This window comes from Saccharothrix sp. HUAS TT1 (assembly GCF_040744945.1).
Lineage (GTDB): Bacteria > Actinomycetota > Actinomycetes > Mycobacteriales > Pseudonocardiaceae > Actinosynnema.
The window spans coordinates 838,809-855,382 of the sequence record NZ_CP160453.1 but is presented as its reverse complement, the minus strand read 5'-3'; the positions used below and the strand labels follow the sequence as shown (position 1 = coordinate 855,382).

Sequence of the window (16,574 nt, the reverse complement as noted above, 5' to 3'; positions counted from 1 at the left end):
AGGAGAAGTTCCATGACCAGGCCCGCCATCGACCCCGCGCTCGGCCTGGAACTGGCCCGCGAGCGCACCCTGAGCCCCAGGTCAGCGACCGTGACGGTGCTCGTGCCCGCGCACGACGAGGCCGCGACCGTCGCCGAGGTCGTCGCCGCCGCCCGATGCGGTCTGGACCACCTGGAGGTTCGGGGTGAGGTGCTGGTGAGCGCCAGCGGCTGCACCGACGACACCGCGGCCGTGTCCCGCCGGGCGGGCGCCGCGGTGGTCGAGTCGCCCGCCGGCAAGGGCAACGCGATCGTCCACGGCCTGCGCGCCGCGACCGGCGACGTGGTCTGCCTGGTCGACGGCGACCTGAGCTACTTCGGCGAGCAGACCCTGGTCGAACTGCTGGTGCGGCCGATCCTGGCCGGGCTGGCCGACGTGACCGTGTCCGACCTGCACTGGCGGCCCGTCTACCCGCAGCTGTGGCTCAACGGGTTCTTCGCGCCGCTCGCGGGCAGGCTGTTCCCGGAGATCCTGCCGAAGGTCGGCGCCACCCCGTGGTCCGGCCAGCGGGCGGCGCTGCGCGAGCTGTGGCCGGCCGAGCTGCCCGGCGGCTTCACCGCGGACCTGGCCCTGCTGCTGCACTGGAACCGGCACGCGACCCGGATGCGGCCGGTGCTGGCCGACGACTGGACGAACCCGCAGCGGCCGAAGCCGGAGCTGCTGCGGGAGGAGTTCGAGCTGCTGCTCGCGCACGCCGTCGCGGAGGGGCGGCCGGCGGACGTGCCGCGGCTGCGGGCGTGGTTCGACCGCGCCCACGACCTGATGGCCGAGTACCGGCCGGGCGTCGACGACCCGCGGCGGTTCGAGCTGGACCTGCTGGACCGCTCGCTGGCCGCCCTCGATCAGGCCACCCCCGATCAGGGGCAGGGCGGTTCGTAGTCCAGCTGCGGCAGGTGCTCGCGCCACCGCTCCTCCGGCAGCACGCCCTCGGTCTTCACGCAGATCCGGTCGACCACGTGCTCCAGGTCGAGGTCCCACACCCGCACCGTGCTGTCGGAGCTGCTGGAGGCCAGGCGCTTGCCGTCCGGGCTGAACGCGAGGTCGCGCAGCGCGCCGTCGTGCCCGGTCAGCACCTGGCCGAGCGCGGCCGGGTCGGGCAGGTCGTGCACGTCCCACAGCCGGATCGCGCGGTCCTCGCCGCCGCTGGCCAGCGTCCGCCCGTCCGGGCTGAACGCCACCGCCACCACGTTCTCCACGTGCCCGGTCAGCGGCTCGCCGATCGAACTGACCCGGTTGGGCGTGGTCAGGTCCCACAGCCGGACCGTCTTGTCGTCGCCCGCGGTGGCCAGGGTGCGGCCGTCGGGGCTGATGGCGCCCGCCCGGACGGCGGCGGTGTGCCCCTCCAGCGGCTGCCCGAGCGGCTGGGCGGCGGTCGGGTCGGCGACGTTCCACAGCCGCACGGTCGTGTCCGCGCTCACCGTGACCAGCGTCCGGCCGTCCGGGGTGAACTCGGCGTGGTGCACGTAGCCGTCGTGGCCGACGAGCGCGCCCCCCAGCTTCACCGGGCGCTCGCGGTCGCCGATGTCCCACAGCTGGACGGACTTGTCGTCGTGCCCGGTGACCAGGACCCGGCCGTCGGGCCGGATCGCCACCGGCGAGCTGTACCGGGTGCCCAGCTCGATCGGCCCGCCCAGCTGGGCGGGGTGGTGCGGGTCGGACAGGTCCCACAGCCGCACCACCTTGTCGCTGACGCTGACCAGCGTCCGCCCGTCGGCGCTCAGCGCCAGCGACCACACGCCCCCGTCGTGCGAGAGCACCGCGGCGGGTCTCGGCTCGTCCGGGTCGCCGGTGTCCCACACCCGGATCGACCGGTCCTCGCTGGCCGACACCAGGTAGTTCCCGTCCGGGGTGAAGCGGGGGCCGATCGTGCGCATCGAGTGCCCGGCCAGCACGCCGGCGGGCAGCGACCACAGCCGCACCACCGAGTCGTGGCTGCCGGTGGCCAGCGTGCCGCCGTCCGGGCTGAACGCGACCGCGTACACCGTGCCGTTGCGCCCGGCCAGGGGGTGGCCGATCGGCAGCGGGTGCGCCGGGTCGTTGACGTTCCACATCCGGGTGGTGCCGTCGCCGCCGGACGAGGCGAGCACCCGGCCGTCCGGGTTGAACGCCACCGACCAGACGCCCTCGGTGTGGTCGGTCAGCGGGCGGCCGAGCAGCCGCGGCGCGGCCGGGTCGGTCACGTCGAGCAGTCGCACGGAGTGGTCCTCGCTGCCCGCCGCCAGCAGCCGGCCGTCCGGGCTGAACGCCAGCGCGCGCACGGTGTTGTCGAAGCCGGTGATCGGCCCGCCGAGCTGCTGGGGCGCGGCCGGGTCGCGCACGTCGAACACCACGGCGGTCCGGTCGTCGCCGCCGGTGGCGAGCAGCGCGCCGTCCGGGCTGAACGCCACCGCGCGCACCTGCCCGGTGTGCCCGCCCAGCGGCGCGCCCAGCGGTCGCGGCGCGGCCGGGTCGGCGACGTCCCACAGCCGGGCGGTGTGGTCGGCGTTGGCGGTGGCCAGCGTGCGCGAGTCGGGGGTGAACGCCAGCAGGTACACGGTGCCGTTGTGGCCCCTCAGCGGCTCGCCGAGGGAGCGCGGGCGGGCCGGGTCGGTGACGTCCCACAGCCGCACGGTCTCGTCGTCGCCCGCCGTGGCCAGCGTGCGGCCGTCCGGGCTGAACACCGCCGACGTCACCCAGCTGCTGTGCCCCGGCAGCGGCGAGCCGACCGGTTCCGGGTGGTCCCGGTCGGTGACGTCCCACAGCCGCACCGTCTCGTCGAAGCTGGCGGTGGCCAGGAACCGGCCGTCGGGGGAGAACGAGGTCAGGTACACCGGCCCGGTGTGCCCGAACATCGGCATCGCCAGCGGCGAGGACTGGGTGGCCAGCAGCCGGGTCCGCGCGTCCCGGTCGTCCGGCCGCATCCGGTGCGCGACCAGCGCCAACTGCGCCGACACCGACGGGTCGACCTCCCGCAACCGCTCCGCCTCCGCCACCACCTGCCGGAACACCGCGTCGTCGCGCTGCCGCACGGCCAGCACCGCGGCGGTGGCGGCGATGAGCGCCAGCACGACCACGCAGACCACCGCCGCCCGCATGGCCCACGCGGCGCGCCTGCGGTGCTGCGTCGACACGGCCAGGAAGTCCTGCGCGGTGCCGGTCAGGACCTCCGGCCCGGCCGCGTCCGCCCAGTGCCGCGCGGTCTCCAGCCGGGCGCCCCGGTAGAGCAGCGACGAGTCGCGGTCCTGGCCCGCCCACGTGGCCGCGTCCTCCTCCAGCCGCTGCCGCAGCAGCTGGCCCTCCCGGTCCTGGTCGATCCAGCTGCGCAGCCGCGGCCACGCCTGCAGCAGCGCCTCGTGGGTGATCTCCACCGAGCCCGCGTCGAGGGTGACCAGCCGGGCCCGCGCCAGCACCTCCAGCGCCTCCTCGCCCGCGGCCCGGTTCACCGCCTGCTCGACCAGCTCGTGCCTGGTCGAGCGGCGGCGGGTGTCCTGGGTGTCCTCGCCGACGCGCACCAGGCGCAGCAGCAGCGGTCGCGCGGCCTGCTGCGCCGCCGGCGCCAGGTCGGCCCACGCCCGTTCGGCGGTGGCCGCGACCGCGCCCTGGATGCCGCCCGCCGAGCGGTACCCCGCGATGGTCAGCTTGCCCGCCTGCCGGCGCTGCCAGGTGGCCAGCAGGGCGTGCGACAGCAGCGGCAGCGCGCCCGCGTCGTACGCGCCCTGACCGGCCCTGGTCTGCGCCCGCCCGCTGCGCACGCCCAGGTCGCGCAGCATCAGCTCGATCAGCCCCGGCTCCAGCTGCAGGCCCGCCGCCCTCGCGGGCCGCGACACCGCCTCGCGCAGCTCGGCCGACGTCATCGGGCCCAGCACCATCTGGCGGTCCTGCAGCGCGTCGGCCAGCTCGGGGAACGCCAGGCAGCGGCCGTAGAAGTCGGCCCGCACGCCCACCAGCACCACCGCGGGCGCGGTGCCGCCCGGGATCGACGGCGTGCACGCCACGTGCAGCGCCTGCACGAACACCTGCACCCGGTTCTCGTCCGAGGACAGCGTGAACGCCTCCTCGAACTGGTCGACCACGACCACCACCCGCTCGCCGCCGTGCCGGGCCGCGTGCGCCGCGAACGCCGCCCGGATCTGCGCGGCGAACCGCAGCACGCCCATCAGCGTCTGCCCGAGGAAGGTGTCCGGACCCTGCCCGGACGCCACCAGGTCCTGGTCCATCCCGTCCAGGCTGAGCGCCATGTCCAGCACGCCGGCCAATTCCGGGACCTGCCGCACCAATTCCCCCACCGGGTCGACGCCGGGTGTGATGACGACCGCCGGCCAATTCGTCGAACCGGGCAGGTCCAACGCGCCGTCGCGAATGGACGGAATGACGCCGGCGCGCACCAGCGACGATTTACCGGCGCCCGAAGCGCCGACCAGCATCACGATTCCGCCGGTGTCCGCGGCACTGCCGAGGCGGGCCACCAGGGCGGCCGTGCTGCGTTCCCGGCCGAAGAACCAACTGGAATCCTCCGGCTGGAACGCGGCCAATCCGCGATAGGGGCACACACCGATCTCGTCGGAGCTCGGCGGGTCCTCGTCCTCGGCCGTCGACACCGGGCTGGCCAACGCCTCCTCCCACAGCGCGCGCCACGCGTCCAGGTCGTACAACCCGGGCGCGGGCGGCTGCGGGCGGGACTTGCGCGCCTCCCCGATCAGGACTTCCAGGACTACCGAGAGTGCCGAGAAGCGGGCCGGGACGTTGCGCCCGCGACGCCAGTCGCTGACCCGCTGGGCGGTCGCGCGCACCGGCCGGCCGCGCTCGTCGGTGCGCCTGGCCCGGCCGACCGACTCGGTCACCCTCTTCAGGGGAGGATCGCCGGCTTCCGCGTAGAGCAGCGCGAACCGCTCGGCGAACACGGCACGGGGACCCGACCCCTGACCGGAACCAGCCATCCGCGGCGTGCCTCCTAGAGGTCCGGCGTTCCGGACCGGAAAACCGGATGTGAGCGCGTGAACAGGTCGTTTGCCGACCGGTGTGGCCCTTCTCGGTCCACCCTAACGACTTGCGCTGACAAGCTGACCAGGACGTTCCGCTGACGTCGTCAGGTTGTGCGAAGGGACCGGTCAAAGTGGTTTCGCAGGCAACTACCGCGAGTGGCAGCTCATTCGTCGCTGAGGGGTCCTGGGGGTCTTCTCAGCGATGCGCGCCGAACCGGCCAGGTCGGTGGAACGGTGCGGCGACCTGCCATGCCGACCGGGGTTGAGCGGGTGCGGACGGGCGGGTCGCCGGTCACGGCCCGTGAGGACCGGGGCCTCCCCGGTGAAGCACGGGTCTGCCCGATCCTGAGAACGGTGCTCGACGCGAACGGCCGCGACCGGGCCGAGGTGGGGCTGGACCAGCTGGCCCGGCTCGCCACCCCGGCGCGCGGCTGACCGGTGCTCGTCCCGGGGGCGTCGCGAACCCCCGCGAGCGCGGCACAGCGCGGTGCCGCGCGACCGGTCGGGCACACTTTCCAGCCATGTCGCATTTCCGCCGGCGAACGGCCGGCCCGGTGACCGATGCTGGTGCCGTGCACGAAGACGTGGAACGTTGTGCCCAGGCCGTCCGGTCGAAAGACGCCCGGTTCGACGGGTGGTTCTTCACCGGTGTCCTGACCACCCGCATCTATTGCCGGCCGAGTTGTCCGGTGACATCGGCCAAGCCCGGGAACACGCGGTTCTACCCGAGTGCGGCGGCGGCGCAACAAGCGGGATTCCGGGCCTGCAAGAGGTGCCGGCCCGACGCCTCGCCGGGATCGCCGCTGTGGAACCACCGCGCGGACGCCGTGGCCAAGGCGATGCGGTTGATCGCCGACGGCGTGGTCGACCGCGAGGGCGTGCCCGGCCTGGCCGCCCGCCTCGGCTACAGCGTGCGGCAGGTCGAGCGGACGCTGCTCGCCGAACTCGGCGCGGGACCCCTGGCGCTGGCCAGGGCGCAGCGCGCGCAGACCGCCCGGCTGCTCATCGAGACCACCTCGCTGCCCATGGCGGAGGTCGCCCTGGCGGCCGGGTTCGCCAGCGTCCGCGCGTTCAACGAGACGGTGCGCGAGGTGTTCGCGCTGTCGCCCACCGACCTGCGCGCCCGGCGGCGGCCCGCCCCGGACGCGCCCGGCGTGCTGTCGCTGCGGCTGCCGTTCCGCGCCCCGCTGCACCCCGACAACCTGTTCGGCCACCTCGTGGCGACCGGCGTGCCCGGCGTGGAGGAGTGGCGCGACGGCGCGTACCGGCGGACCCTGCGGCTGCCGCGCGGGCACGGCGTGGTGTCGCTGACGCCGCACGCCGACCACGTAGCGTGCAAGCTCTCGCTGACCGACCTGCGCGACCTGTCGATCGCCATCGCCCGCTGCCGCCGGATGCTCGACCTCGACGCCGACCCGGTCGCGGTGGACGAGCAGCTGCGCTCGGACCCGCTGCTCGCGCCGCTGGTCGACGCGGCGCCGGGACGCCGCGTGCCGGGCACGGTGGACGCCGCCGAGTTCGCGGTGCGCGCCGTGCTCGGGCAGCAGGTGTCCACCGCCGCCGCCCGCACCCACGCCGCCCGGCTGGTGCTCGCGGTGGGCGACCCGATCACCGACGACGGGCTGACGCACCTGTTCCCGACGCCGGCGGCGCTCGCCGAGCTGGACCCCGCCGTGCTGGCCATGCCGCGGGCCCGGCGGACGGCGTTCCGCGCGGTGGTGGAGGCGCTGGCCGACGGCTCGCTCGACCTCGGCGTCGGCGCGGACTGGGCCGAGGCGCGGGCCGACCTGCTCGCGCTGCCCGGGTTCGGGCCGTGGACGGTGGAGGTGATCGCGATGCGGGCGCTGGGCGACCCCGACGCGTTCATCCCCACCGACCTGGGCATCCGGCTCGCCGCCCGCGCCCTCGGCCTGCCCGACACGCCCGCCGCCCTCGTGCGGCGGGCGCAGGCGTGGCGACCGTGGCGCGCGTACGCCGTCCAACACCTCTGGGCCACCGGCGACCACGCGGTCAACCGGCTGCCCGCCTGAAAGGAGCGTCCGACGATGAGCCACACCACGGTCGACAGCCCCGTCGGGCCGCTCACGCTCGTCGCGCGCGACGGCGTGCTGTCCGGGCTGTACATGACGCGGCAGCTGTACCGGCCGGCGGACTCGACGTTCGGCCCCGAGGACCCCTCGCCCTTCGGGGACGTGGTCGTGCAGCTGGCCGAGTACTTCGACGGCTCGCGGACGGCGTTCGACCTGCCGCTCGACCTGATCGGCACGCCGTTCCAGCAGACCGTGTGGCGGGCGTTGGGCGAGATCCCGTACGGCGAGACCGTGACGTACGGGGAGCTCGCCGAACGGCTCGGCCGACCCTCGGCCGCGCGGGCCGTCGGGCTGGCCAACGGCCACAACCCGATCGCGATCATCGTGCCGTGCCACCGGGTGGTCGGCACGAACGGCAGCCTGACCGGGTACGGCGGCGGGCTGGCGCGCAAGCGGCACCTGCTCGACTTCGAGCAGGGCTCAGACGCCTACCGGCTGCCGTTCTGACCCCGTCGTCCGGCGGCGGTCCCGGCGGTCCCGGCGCTTGCGGGCGTCACCGCGCTCCAGCCACCACTCGGCGATCAGCAGGGGCACGACCCAGCCCAGCCACGCCGACAGGCCCGAGACCGCCTGGACCAGCGCGACGCCACTGCCGCCGAACGTGGTGCCCAGCTGCGGTGACAGCGCGGCCGCCGTGAGGGCCGTCCAGACCCGGTTGCTCATGATCGAGGCGGTGAGCGCGAAGCTGCGGACCATCCACCGGCGGTGGTCGGCGTGCCTGCGCTGCCGGGCCATCCGGTAGCCGGCGACGGTGAACGCCAGCCACAGCGCGCCCATCAGCACGTTGCTCGCCTGGCTGACCGGCCCGAACGGCGAGAACGCGCCGATCGCGATCGCCGTCACCCCGCCCGGCAGCACGCCGCCGAACACGTAGACCCGGCCGACCCACCGGTGCGCCGCCGGGTACCGCCGCCGCAACCACGGCCACACCTGCGCGACCGACGTGAGGATGGCGATCGAGCCGAACACCACGTGCGCCACCAGCACCGGGAAGTGCCAGGCGTGCCCCTCGGGCTGCGGCACCCGCGACAGCGCCGGGTCCAGCGCCAGGTACCGCGGCGCCGAGAACGCCACGAACACCACCACCACGAACGCGAACGGCGCCACCCACGGCCGCCGGTACCACTCCGTCTTCCCCATGCCCCGACCCCACCTCCCCCCGCTGACCAACCACTGACCACCCCCGCACCACCCCGAGAGTCCAACGCCCAGCCCGCGAGAGTCCTACGTTCGCGCACCCTGAGTTCAACGCTCACGCCTAACGCCGTTAGGGCTGAGCGTTGAACTCAGGTGCCCTGAACGTTGGACTCTCGCGCGGTGGAGGTAGGACTCTCGCGGGGTGGACAAGGAAAGTTGTCTTGACAGGGGGAGTTGTCGGTGGGAGGGTTTCGGCATGCACGACGTGGAAGTGATCGAGGACCCGGCCGTGGCCGAGGTGTCGTTGGACCCGGTGCGGGCGCGGTTGTTGGCCGAACTGGTCGAGCCGGGCTCGGCGACCTCGCTGGCGGCCAAGGTGGGGCTGCCCCGGCAGAAGGTCAACTACCACCTGCGCACGCTGGAGCAGCACGGGCTGGTCGAGCTGACCGAGGAGCGCCGCAAGGGCAACATGACCGAACGGGTCATGCGCGCCACCGCCGCGTCCTACGTCATCTCGCCCACCGCGCTGGCCGCCGTGCAGCCGGACCCCGGGCGCGCGCCCGACCGCCTGTCGGCCCGCTGGCTGCTGGCCCTCGCCGCACGGCTGGTCCGCGACGTCGGCAACCTCCTCACCGGCGCCGCCAAGGCGGACAAGAAGGTCGCCACCTTCGCGCTCGACGGCGAGGTCCGCTTCGCCACCGCGGCCGACCGCGCCGCGTTCGCCGAGGAGCTGGCCGCCGCCGTCACCGGCCTGGTCGCCAAGTACCACCACGAGACCGCGCCCGGCGGTCGAGCGCACCGCGTCGTCGTGGCCGTCCACCCCAGCATCCCGGAGGAGTGACGATGGGTCACGCGTTCGAAGGCGTCAACGAGGTCGAGCTGGCCGGCGTCACGCCGGAGCAGGTCTGGGAGGCCATCGCCACCGGCCCCGGCATCGACTCGTGGTTCATGGGCGTCAACGAGGTCGAGCCGGGCGAGGTCGTCCGGCAGGCGTTCGGCGGCTACGCGCCCGCCCACCGGGTCACCGCCTGGGAACCCGGCAAGCACCTGGCGTACGGCGGCGACGAGGAGCCCGACGGCCGGTTCGTCGCCTACGAGTTCCTGGTCGAGGGCCGCGAGCGGGGCAGCACCGTGCTGCGCATGGTCGCGAGCGGCTTCCTGCCCGGTGACGACTGGGAGGACGAGTTCGAGGCCATGACGGCGGGCGGCGAGATGTTCTGGCAGACCCTCGTCACCTACCTGCGCCACTTCGCCGGCCGCACCGCCCGACCGCTCACCGCGATGGGCCCGGCGGTGTCCGACTGGCCCGCCCTGTGGGCCGGGTTGGGCCGCAAGCTCGGCCTCGACGCCGCGCCGGCCACCGGCGACCACGTCGAGCTGGACGGCGAGCGCGGCGTGGTCTACTTCGCCAACGCCCAGACCGCCGGCATCCGCACGGCCGACGCGGTGTACCGCTTCTTCCAGGGGCGTCCCGGTGTCCTGATCGCCATGCACCACGTGTTCGCCGACGACCACCGCGACGAGCACGCCTGGTCGACCTGGATGGGAGACCTGGCATGACCACCCTCCGCACGGCCACCACGGCCACCGGCGCCCGCGCCGACACCACGAGGCTGCTGCTCGGCTGCGGCGTCCTGGCCGGTCCGCTCTACCTCGTCACCGGGTTCGCCCAGGCGTTCACCCGGGAGGGCTTCGACCTCACCCGGCACCCGTTCAGCTTCCTCTCCCTGGGTGACGGGGGTTGGCTGCAGATCGCCAACTTCGTCCTCACCGGACTGCTGTTCCTGGCGGCGGCGGTCGGCGCGCGCCGCACCGGCGAGGTCGGCCGGTGGGTCCCCGCGCTGCTCGGCGTCTTCGCGGTCGGCATGATCGGCGGCGGGGTGTTCGTGGCCGACCCGGCGTTCGGCTTCCCGGTCGGCGCGCCGGAGGGCCAGGCGCCGGTGCTGTCCTGGCACGGGAGCCTGCACGGCGTGGCGTTCTTCGTCGCGTTCCCGGCGCTGGTGGCGTCGTTCTTCGTGCTGGCGAAGAAGTGGTCCGGGCCGTGGGCGCGGGCGAGCGCCGTCGCGGGCGTGCTGTCGTTGGCGCCGGTGCCCTTCCTGGGCACGGGCTTCGGCACCCTCCTGCTGTACGGCGGTGCTGTGGTCGGTTGGCTGTGGGCGTCCGCCGCAGCGGCGAAGCTGCGCTCCGAGATCTGAGGGACTGGGCACGATGGGACAGGTTTTCTCCAAGGACGGCACCGCGATCGCCTTCACGCGCACCGGTTCCGGACCGGCGTTGATCATCGTGGACGGCGCGCTGTGCTACCGCGCCTTCGGGCCGTCCAAGGCCCTGGCCGAGGCGCTGGCCGAGCACTTCACCGTCTACACCTACGACCGGCGCGGCCGGGGTGAGAGCGGCGCGGGCACGGCGCCCGACGTCGAGCGCGAGGTCGAGGACGTCGCCGCGCTGATCGAGGAGGCGGGCGGGTCGGCGCACCTGTTTGGCATGTCCTCCGGCGGCACGCTGGTCGCCGAGGCGGCGCACCGGGGCGTCGCGGCCGAGCGGATCGCGATCTACGAGTCGCCGATGACGATCGACGACACCCGCCCGCCGATGGACCCCGATCTCGTCGAACGGGTGGAGCGCGCGATCGCCGAGGGCCGCCCTGGCGACGCGGTGACGCTGTTCATGCGCTACGTCGGCACGCCCGGCTTCTTCATCGCGATGATGCGGGTCATGCCGGTGTGGAAGAAGCTCAAGGGCGTCGCGCACACGCTGCCGAACGACTTCGCGCTGGTCGGCGAGTTCCAGCACGGCACGAAGCCGCCGGCCGACCGCTGGTCCGGCGCCGGGTCGCCCGCGCTGGTCATCGCCGGCGGCAAGAGCCCGGCGTACCTGCGCAACGCGCAGCGGCACCTGGCCGACGCCCTGCCGCACGGCGAGCTGGTCGTCCTGCCCGGCCAGACCCACCTGGTCAAGGCCGCGGTGACGGCGCCGGTGCTGGTCGAGTTCTACCGGCGCTGAGCACGGGGGAACCCCGGTGGCGGACGACGTCCGCCACCGGGGTGTCCACTCGGGACGGTCGGGGTCAGGGCTTGCGGCCCACCGCGCCCGCGATGCAGTAGCTGACCGCGTCCAGCTCCTTGAGCCGCGGCCCGTCCGGCCACCAGTCGGCGCAGATGACCACGCCCGGCTCGACCAGCTCCAGGCCGGTGAACAGGTCGAGCATCGAGCGCATCGTGATGAACCGCCCGCTGCCCATGGGGGAGTGCAGGAACGTCTCCTCCATGCGCCGCGCGATGGCCGAGTGCTCCTCGGTCTCCGGGTCGAGGAAGTGCGAGATCGCCACGTACGAGCCGGACGGCAGCGCCTCGATGTACTCGGCCATGATCTCGGCCGACGTGGGCGACGTGCCGTTGTAGTGGTGCAGCGTGCCCATCTGGAACAGCGCCAGCGGCTCGTCGAAGTCGATGTGCTTGCGCACGACCGGGTCGTTCAGGATCTCCTGCGGCTTGAAGATGTCCGCCGCGGAGAAGTGCGTCCGGTCGTTCTCCTCCAGCAACGCCCGGCCGTGGGCGAGCACGACGGGGTCGTTGTCGACGTAGACGACCCGGATGTCCGGGTTGATCCGCTGGGCGACCTGGTGCGTGTTCTCGGCGGTGGGCAGGCCGGAACCGCAGTCGAGGAACTGGGTGATGCCGGTCTGGCCGGCGACGAACCTGGTGGCGCGGATGAGGAAGTTGCGGTTGTCCACGGCCAGCGTGGCGGCTTCGGGGGCCACGTCCTGCACCCGGCGCAGCACCTCGCGGTCGATCTCGTAGTTGTCCTTGCCGTTGAGGAAGGCGTCGTAGACCCTGGCGATGCTGGCCTTGGTGGTGTCGATGTAGACGGGGGCGGCGGCGTCCGACGACGTACCCGGCATTGTGGTGACCTCGCATTACGGGGATGGGGGATGATCTCTTGTGCACCGCGTCACAGTCCGGTCAGCGTAAGAGTATGGGCCCATCGCGTCGGTGGGTCGCATGCGGCTGATCGGGCAAGGTCTTGGGTGTACGTTCAGTGACGATGCGAGTTGGCCCTCCTCGGGCGCAACCGCTGTTCGGGTGGGACGGTCACGACGGTCGGGAGGAACGTGATGGCGGCTCACGGATCCACGCCGGAGCGGGAAAGCGGCCCCACCGCGCTGCGCATCGTGCTCGGGGCCCAGTTGCGCAGGCTGCGCGAGGCCGCCGAGATCACCCGGGCGGACGCGGGTTACGCCATCCGCGGCTCCGAGTCGAAGATCAGCCGGATGGAGCTGGGTCGCGTCGGCCTGAAGGAACGCGACGTGAACGACCTGCTGACCATGTACGGGGTCGACGACGCGGAGGCCAGGGCGAAGTTCCTCGACATGGTCCGCCGGTCCAACTCGCCCGGTTGGTGGCACCGGTACACGGACCTGATGCCCGACTGGTTCCAGGACTACGTGGGCCTGGAGGAGGCGGCGTCCCGCATCCTGATCTACGAGACGCAGTTCGTGCCGGGCCTGCTCCAGACCGAGGACTACGCGACGGCGATCGCCAGCCACGGCCGGCCGGACCTGGTGACGCCCGACGTGCGGCGGCGGGTGTCGCTGCGGATGCAGCGGCAGAAGGTGCTGGCCCGGCCGGGCGCGCCGCGGGTGTGGGCGGTGATCGACGAATCGGTGCTGTTCCGGCCGATCGGCGGCCGCGAGGTGCTGGCCGACCAGCTGGACCACTTGCTCAGCGTGACCAAGGACGGCCCGGTGACGCTCCAGGTCGTGCCCTTCCCGCTGGCCGGCTACGCGGCCAAGGGTCCCTTCGCGATGCTCCGCTTCGGCGAGCCCGACCTGCCGGACATCGTCTACCTCGAACACCTCGCCGGGGCGCTCTACCTGGACAAACTCGAAGAGCTGGAGATCTACAGCCGGGTGTTCGACCGGCTCACGGTCGACGCCGAGACGCCCGATCGCAGCCGGCAGATGGTGGCCAAGAGGCGAGCGGAGCTCTGACCTTCATCCCTTCGGGGGAGATTCACGCTCCGCATCTGCACGTGCATTTACCCGTGCACCCGGCCGGTGCTACGGTCCGTGCACAACCGGATGCACGTGCAGATGCATCACTGGCTTGAAAGGTGATGTCGATGGCCACCGAGGTTCACAACGGCATGCCCGCGGCCGACCTGATCGGCGTCACGTGGGCCAAGAGCTCCTACAGCGATGCGATCGGCAACTGCGTCGAGTTCGCGGTGCTCGACGGCGGCGACGTCGCGATGCGCAACTCCCGGTTCCCCGAAGGCCCCGCGCTCGTCTACACCCGTGCCGAGATGGCCGCCTTCGTGGCCGGCGCCCGGGACGGGGAGTTCGATGACCTCGTCGACTGACCACTCCTCCCGGACGACGTTCCAGCTGCGCGAGCTGATCGCGCGCGGGTTCCAGTTCCTCCACCCGCGGGACGCCAGGGGCGAACTGGCCGCCGTGGTCGGGGTGCGCGCCCACGACGCCGTGATCGACGTCGTGCGGCTGCACACCGAGGACGACGCGGTCGCGATGCGGATGCCCGCCGACGAGGTGAACGTGCTGTCCCCCAGCCGGTTCTCCTGGCGTCGGCACGGCCGGGCCACGCTCGTGCTGGAGGAGCTGCTGGACCTCCCGGACGACGACAGCGCCGCATGAGACTTCCCGTCCGCGCCGCGGTGGCGGACGGGGCGAGGGGGCAGGCGATGCCCCTTCACCGGCGAACCTGACCTGGAGACGCAGCGGGAACCGGCGCCGCGCCACGTCGCCGACTCCACGCTTGGAGCGCAACTCCGTGTTCGTCGCGTTTCGGCGCGGAGGCCGAGGTCGGCTTCGGCCTCCGCGCCGGCCACAAACCCGCTGCGGCACGACCCGGTGCGGCACGAAATCCGTGTGGCACGAATCCGTGCGGCACGAGATCCGGTTCGGCACGAGCCCGTGCAGCACGAGATCCGCGTGAAATCCGTTGTGGCACAACTGGTCCGCGGCCCCGGGTCGCGGGCGGGTGATCAGGGGCGGCGCAGGCCGCTCAGCACGACGTCCAACCCGAGGCGGAACTCGACGTCCGGCGGGATCCTCTTCGCGACGCCCGCGGTCTCGGCCATCAGCGGGTAGTCCTCGCCCAGCTTCGCCATCGCCTCGGTGCCGGGGCCGGGCAGCGGGCTCCGGTGCTCGATCTCGGTCGCGCCGATGAGGTAGCCGAGCAGCGCTCGCAACGCGATCACCCGCTGCTCCCCGGTGAAACCGGCCCGGGTCAGCACGTCGAGCACGGCCTCGCCCCAGCGCAGCAGGCTCGGGCACCGGTGCCGGTGCGCCATCGTGAGCGGCACGGCGTTGGGGTGCCTGGCGATCGCCTCGCGGACCCGTTCGACCAGGACGGCGATCTGCTTGTCCCACAACGCCCGCGGCGGCTTCAGGTCCACCCGCGACATCATCTGCTCGACCGCCAGCGCCTCCAGCTCGTCCCGGTCGGCGACGTAGCGGTACAGCGACATCGTGCCCACGCCCAGTTCGGCGGCGACGGCGCGCATGGACAGCGCCGCCAGGCCGTCGCGGTCGAGCACCGCGAGCGTGGCGGTGGCGAGTGCCGACGTGGTCAGGGACTTCGGGCGTGGCATGGCGCTTGACAGCGTACAAGATACGCGCATACGTTGTTGGCGTACACCGCACGCTTACGATCCGAGGGGGAGCACGTGAAGGTCGACGCACGGGAGTGGGAAGCCGTCGGCGGCGGCGCGGTCCGGGTGCCGGACCCGGACCGCCTGGTGCACCTGCAGTTCCGCCGGTTCGCCGGCTGCCCGGTGTGCAACCTGCACCTGCGGTCGATCGTCCAGCGGCACGACGAGATCACCGCGCACGGCATCGCGGAGGTCGCCGTGTTCCACTCCTCGGCGGCCGAACTCGCCCCGTACGCGGCCGACCTGCCGTTCGCGGTCGTGGGCGACCCGCGCAAGCGGCTGTACGCCGAGTTCGGCGTGGGGTCCGCGGCCCGGTCGGTGCTCGACCCGCGCGCCTGGGGCGCGATGGCGCGCGGCGTGCTCCGCGACCTCGGGCCGGTGCTGCGCGGCCGGCGTCCGCTGCCCCGGGCCGAGGGCGGGCGGCTCGGCCTGCCCGCCGACTTCCTCATCGCGCCGGACGGCGAGGTCGTCGCGGAGAAGCGTGGACAACACGCGTCCGACCAGTGGTCGGTGGACGAACTGCTCGCTCGTGCACAGGCCCTGACCAGCAAGGACTGAGTTGTCCACAGGGTTGTCCCCAGCTGTGGACGGGTCGAACAGGCGTTCGACCGAGCGGGGCCCCCGTCCGGGAGTCGGACGGGGTCCCCGGGCTCACCGGACCGGTCAGCCGACCGGCGGCGACATCCAGAACCAGTTGAAGCCCTCGACCAGCTGACGGGTCTCGCCGACGTACTGCGGGCCGGTCAGCTCCCAGCGCTCGACCGTGCGGTAGGTGCCGGGCTGCAGGCTCTCGTCCACCGGCGTGGCCTCGTCGTCCTTCACCGGCAGGTACTCCCACACCGACCGGCGCACCAGCGTGACGTCCAGGCTCTGGTACGCGGACTGGGTGCCCAGGTAGTCGCCCTGGCCGTGGTCGCCCGCCCGACCGGGGTCGGCCAGCTTGAGCTGCACGACGTCGCCGCCGAACGAGCCCTTGGCCGAGACGACCGTGACGATGTGCCCGCCGCCGCGCACCAGGCTGCTCTGCGGTCCGGTGGAGTAGCGGCCGTACCACATCTGCACCGGGCCCTGGTTGAGCTTCTTGGCCAGCTCACCCGCGAAGTCCGAGCCCGCCGTGGTGCCCACGACGCCGGTCGCGGTCTCCCAGCGCAGGTCCCGCGCCGGCTTGGTGGCGACGGTGAACGCGGTCCGCAGGTTGCCGGACTTGGTGCCGTCCTCCACGTTCCACAGCGAGTCGGTGGCGATCCGGCCGATCGAGTTGGTGACGATGTTGTAGTCGGCGGGGTCCTTCGGGTCGATGTTGCCGACCCTGGTGGTGAGCCAGCCGACCGGCGCCTTCTTCACGTGCGCCCAGTAGTGCAGCACGTTGTAGAGCGAGGCCGGGCCGCAGTGCGTGCCGCCGTTCGCGGCCATGCCCTCGCGGTGCTGGTCGACGTCGCTGACGCCGCACTGCTTGACCTCGAAGTCGGGGCCGGTGACGTCGGACAGCTTCACGCAGGGCGTCGGGATGCCGAGGACGGGGTCCGCGACGGCGAGGCCCGGCAGGGCGAGGGTGCTGACGGCGGTGGTGGCGAGTGCGGCGAGAAGAGCCTTGCGCAACATGGTTCCCTACCTCCTGTGGAGGGGGCCGCCTCCCTGCGGCCCCTTCGGTAGGACTAGCTTGACCTGCGGGAAC

The 16,574-nt window shown here is 73.1% G+C and carries 17 protein-coding genes; 12 read left to right on the top strand and 5 right to left on the bottom strand.

Features of this window, described 5'->3' with window-relative positions:
• Positions 1–12 precede the first annotated feature (12 nt).
• Positions 13–918 carry a glycosyltransferase gene (locus tag AB0F89_RS04160; RefSeq protein ID WP_367132699.1) on the top strand — a complete coding sequence of 302 codons (906 nt, stop codon included), beginning with the start codon at positions 13–15 and terminating at the stop codon, positions 916–918.
• Here AB0F89_RS04160 and AB0F89_RS04155 read toward each other — a convergent pair.
• On the bottom strand, positions 897–4,955 hold the full coding sequence (locus AB0F89_RS04155) for an AAA family ATPase (RefSeq protein WP_367132697.1): 4,059 nt from the start codon (positions 4,953–4,955) through the stop codon (positions 897–899). The two genes, AB0F89_RS04160 and AB0F89_RS04155, sit on opposite strands and share 22 nt — an antisense overlap.
• A gap of 294 nt (positions 4,956–5,249) precedes the next feature.
• Here AB0F89_RS04155 and AB0F89_RS04150 point away from each other — a divergent pair, with 294 nt between their 5' ends.
• The 3 genes from AB0F89_RS04150 (at position 5,250) to AB0F89_RS04140 (ending at position 7,537) form a co-directional block, all read left to right on the top strand.
• Positions 5,250–5,435, top strand: a complete 186-nt coding sequence (locus AB0F89_RS04150) for a hypothetical protein (RefSeq protein WP_367132695.1) — start codon at positions 5,250–5,252, stop codon at positions 5,433–5,435.
• Positions 5,436–5,572: 137 nt separating this feature from the next.
• Positions 5,573–7,030 (top strand): DNA-3-methyladenine glycosylase 2 family protein, encoded by a 1,458-nt coding sequence (locus tag AB0F89_RS04145; RefSeq protein WP_367132693.1) that lies wholly within the window; start codon positions 5,573–5,575, stop codon positions 7,028–7,030.
• Between the two features lie 15 nt (positions 7,031–7,045).
• Complete coding sequence (locus AB0F89_RS04140; protein ID WP_367132691.1) at positions 7,046–7,537, top strand: methylated-DNA--[protein]-cysteine S-methyltransferase; 492 nt, start codon at positions 7,046–7,048, stop codon at positions 7,535–7,537.
• On the opposite strand, the gene AB0F89_RS04135 is transcribed toward AB0F89_RS04140, so the two are convergent.
• Entirely contained in the window at positions 7,511–8,230 is a 720-nt protein-coding gene (locus AB0F89_RS04135; protein ID WP_367132689.1) for a DUF2306 domain-containing protein, read from the bottom strand. The two genes, AB0F89_RS04140 and AB0F89_RS04135, sit on opposite strands and share 27 nt — an antisense overlap.
• A gap of 253 nt (positions 8,231–8,483) precedes the next feature.
• Here AB0F89_RS04135 and AB0F89_RS04130 point away from each other — a divergent pair, with 253 nt between their 5' ends.
• From AB0F89_RS04130 to AB0F89_RS04115, 4 genes are read left to right on the top strand one after another with little or no spacing between them, the layout of a single operon-like run.
• A complete protein-coding gene (locus AB0F89_RS04130; protein WP_367132687.1) occupies positions 8,484–9,068 on the top strand; it encodes an ArsR/SmtB family transcription factor in 585 nt (194 codons plus the stop codon).
• 2 nt (positions 9,069–9,070) lie between these two features.
• A complete protein-coding gene (locus AB0F89_RS04125; RefSeq protein WP_367132685.1) occupies positions 9,071–9,787 on the top strand; it encodes an SRPBCC domain-containing protein in 717 nt (238 codons plus the stop codon).
• Complete coding sequence (locus tag AB0F89_RS04120; protein WP_367132683.1) at positions 9,784–10,422, top strand: DUF998 domain-containing protein; 639 nt, start codon at positions 9,784–9,786, stop codon at positions 10,420–10,422. The genes AB0F89_RS04125 and AB0F89_RS04120 overlap by 4 nt, the downstream gene beginning before the upstream one ends.
• Before the next feature lie 13 nt (positions 10,423–10,435).
• Positions 10,436–11,230 (top strand): alpha/beta fold hydrolase, encoded by a 795-nt coding sequence (locus AB0F89_RS04115; RefSeq protein ID WP_367132681.1) that lies wholly within the window; start codon positions 10,436–10,438, stop codon positions 11,228–11,230.
• Positions 11,231–11,294: 64 nt separating this feature from the next.
• Here the strand turns inward: AB0F89_RS04115 and AB0F89_RS04110 are convergent, their stop codons facing one another.
• On the bottom strand, positions 11,295–12,128 hold the full coding sequence (locus tag AB0F89_RS04110) for an SAM-dependent methyltransferase (RefSeq protein ID WP_367132679.1): 834 nt from the start codon (positions 12,126–12,128) through the stop codon (positions 11,295–11,297).
• A 213-nt stretch (positions 12,129–12,341) separates the two neighbouring features.
• Here AB0F89_RS04110 and AB0F89_RS04105 point away from each other — a divergent pair, with 213 nt between their 5' ends.
• The 3 genes from AB0F89_RS04105 to AB0F89_RS04095 all read left to right on the top strand — a co-directional run bounded on the left by AB0F89_RS04105 (position 12,342) and on the right by AB0F89_RS04095 (position 13,880).
• Complete coding sequence (locus tag AB0F89_RS04105; RefSeq protein ID WP_367132677.1) at positions 12,342–13,217, top strand: helix-turn-helix domain-containing protein; 876 nt, start codon at positions 12,342–12,344, stop codon at positions 13,215–13,217.
• Positions 13,218–13,348: 131 nt separating this feature from the next.
• A complete protein-coding gene (locus AB0F89_RS04100) occupies positions 13,349–13,588 on the top strand; it encodes a DUF397 domain-containing protein (protein ID WP_367132675.1) in 240 nt (79 codons plus the stop codon).
• On the top strand, positions 13,572–13,880 hold the full coding sequence (locus tag AB0F89_RS04095) for a hypothetical protein (RefSeq protein WP_367132673.1): 309 nt from the start codon (positions 13,572–13,574) through the stop codon (positions 13,878–13,880). The genes AB0F89_RS04100 and AB0F89_RS04095 overlap by 17 nt, the downstream gene beginning before the upstream one ends.
• Before the next feature lie 350 nt (positions 13,881–14,230).
• Here the strand turns inward: AB0F89_RS04095 and AB0F89_RS04090 are convergent, their stop codons facing one another.
• Positions 14,231–14,839 carry a TetR/AcrR family transcriptional regulator gene (locus AB0F89_RS04090; RefSeq protein WP_367132671.1) on the bottom strand — a complete coding sequence of 203 codons (609 nt, stop codon included), beginning with the start codon at positions 14,837–14,839 and terminating at the stop codon, positions 14,231–14,233.
• A 75-nt stretch (positions 14,840–14,914) separates the two neighbouring features.
• Here AB0F89_RS04090 and AB0F89_RS04085 point away from each other — a divergent pair, with 75 nt between their 5' ends.
• On the top strand, positions 14,915–15,457 hold the full coding sequence (locus AB0F89_RS04085) for a peroxiredoxin-like family protein (protein ID WP_367132669.1): 543 nt from the start codon (positions 14,915–14,917) through the stop codon (positions 15,455–15,457).
• A 105-nt stretch (positions 15,458–15,562) separates the two neighbouring features.
• Here AB0F89_RS04085 and AB0F89_RS04080 read toward each other — a convergent pair whose 3' ends face one another.
• Positions 15,563–16,501, bottom strand: coding sequence for a hypothetical protein (locus AB0F89_RS04080; RefSeq protein ID WP_367132667.1), 939 nt, complete (start codon positions 16,499–16,501; stop codon positions 15,563–15,565).
• Positions 16,502–16,574 lie beyond the last annotated feature (73 nt).